This window comes from Zoogloea sp., assembly GCF_041908905.1.
GTDB lineage: Bacteria > Pseudomonadota > Gammaproteobacteria > Burkholderiales > Rhodocyclaceae > Zoogloea.
Genome location: NZ_JAYREK010000075.1, coordinates 1 through 2052 on the forward strand (window position 1 = coordinate 1; position 2052 = coordinate 2052).

The window sequence follows — 2052 nt, forward strand, 5'->3', positions numbered from 1 at the left end:
ACCACGCATTCGCTGGCGGCAACGGCTGCGGTGGCCCGTTCCTCCACCTCGGGCCCTTGCGGCACCACCAGGGACCGCAGCTTGGCGTTGGGCGCCAGCACGCCGTGGAACCTGATGAGATGCAGACGCGGCCGGGGAACCAGCGCCGCAAGCCGCTGCATGAACTCCAGCGGGCTCAAGACCAGATGCGTCGTGCCGTCGCGCCACGGTGTCTTCAGCTTCAGCTCGACCTGCCCGGCGGCATTGACCTGCACCCGTTCGTCGGAAAGCGCCGGCCGGGTGATGTAGCGGCACAGCTGCTCCAGCCGCTTGCGGTCATGGGCTTCGACCCGCACCGCGGCGTGCAGGCTGAATCCGTCGATGTCGGCGCACAGCGGCTGGCGGGCCGAGTCCTCGCGCGGCATCGCGCCTCTCAGGGTCAGCACCTTCTGCCCGGCGCGCGGCCCGAAGGCGATTCGGTAGGTGATGGCCGCGGCCTGCAGCGGCCGCAGCGTGCGCGCCTCCTCGCCGTCGGCATCCGGCTCGGCCAGGTAGGTCTGGCCCATGTCTTCGACCAGCACGCCCCGGCGCGTGAGCATCTTCATCAGCCGGGCGATGACGGTCTGCAGCAGCGCGTGCAATTCGTCGTCGGTGGGCGCATCCGCCTCAATGAAGGCCGGCGAACCATCGGCGTCGCAGCAGTACACCCCGTCCAGTACCAGACAGTGCAGGTGGATGTTGAGGTTGGCGGCCGAGCCAAAGCGCTGGATCAGCGTGACGGCGCCGCCGTGACCTTCGTCAGCCTTGAGCCCCGCCTGCCGCAGCAGATGTCGCGTGACCACGCGCTGCACCACCTGCAGCACCGGCGTGACCAGTTCCGGCTGCGCGGCCAGCAGCACGCGCAGCGGGATCGGCAGCGACAGCACCCATTGCCGCACCGGCACGTGCGGGATGACGTGGTCGACCAGGTGCGCAGCGGTCTGCGACATGCGCCGGGCGCCGCAAGAGGGGCAGAATCCCCGGCGCTTGCAGCTGAAGGCCAGCAGCTTGTCGTGGCCGCACTCGCCGCAGCGTAGCCGCAGGAATCCATGCGCCAGGATGCCGCACTCGAGGAAGGCGTCGAACTCGTCCTTGATGAACCGCGGCAACTCGGCGTCCGTGCTGGCCTCGGTGTGGGCGATGAAGCTGGCCGCATGCTGCTGGACCAGGCGGTACAGCGTGGTCTGCTCCGGTCGGTGGCGTTCGTAGTGGAGCCGGCTGGCCAAGCCGGGTAAGGAACCGGGCTGGCGGGCGGCGTGCACGGCATGCAGAGGACTCGATGGGGACCTCTACCGTCCCAGCATCGCCCTGCACTCGCCATCGCCCTTCGGTCGGGCTTGTGGGTGCAAGAAGATGGCCCTCCACCGGGTGCAGCCGGTTGGGGTGGGCCAGCCCCGGCGGGAGTCCGTCGTTCACCTTAGTGCCGATATCCCCGTGCTTTTGAGGTCGTTCCTGGCCGACGCCATCGTCACATCGCTTCAGGATCCACGCTCCCCCTGGAGCGACGCATGTGGGAGATCTACGCCTACCAGAACGCCGACAGCCTGTTCGGCATCTTCAACGCTGCGGCAACCATCCACGGCTCGGGCGACTACATGGCGGCAGTCGCCGCCGTGGCCTTCTGCGGGTTCATCGCGGCGCTGGTGGCCTACGCCTTCGCGCCCGAGAAGCTGCAGGGCTGGAAGTGGCTGGCCACCGTGCTGCTGGTGTTCTCCGTCCTCATCGTGCCGCGGGTGACCGTGGGCGTCGTCGACAAGACCGGCGGATCCGCCGTCAAGGTGGTGGCCAACGTCCCCTTCGGCGTGGCCTTTCTCGGCAGCGTCACCAGCACGGTCGGGCACACGCTCACGGGCCTGTTCGAGACGGCCTTCCAGGTGATCCCGGGTGTCGGCGCCCTGCCAAGCGAGCTGAGCTACGAGAAGAACGGCCTGATGTTCGGCAACCGCCTCATCCGGGAGACAGGCGGCGTCGCCTTCCAGGATCCGAACTTCCGCACGGACCTGGTCAACTTCATCCACAACTGCACGATGTACG

General features: G+C 68.3%; 2 protein-coding genes. One reads left to right on the top strand and one right to left on the bottom strand.

All coding sequences use genetic code 11. The features are described 5' to 3' along the window. Positions 1-1280: transposase (locus ACE3OU_RS18760; RefSeq protein WP_374243079.1), on the bottom strand; the 1280-nt coding region annotated here is incomplete at its 3' end. 246 nt (positions 1281-1526) lie between these two features. On the opposite strand from ACE3OU_RS18760, the gene ACE3OU_RS18765 reads away from it, so the two are divergent. Then, the coding region (locus tag ACE3OU_RS18765) for a conjugal transfer protein TraG N-terminal domain-containing protein (RefSeq protein ID WP_374243080.1) at positions 1527-2052 on the top strand (526 nt) is incomplete at its 3' end.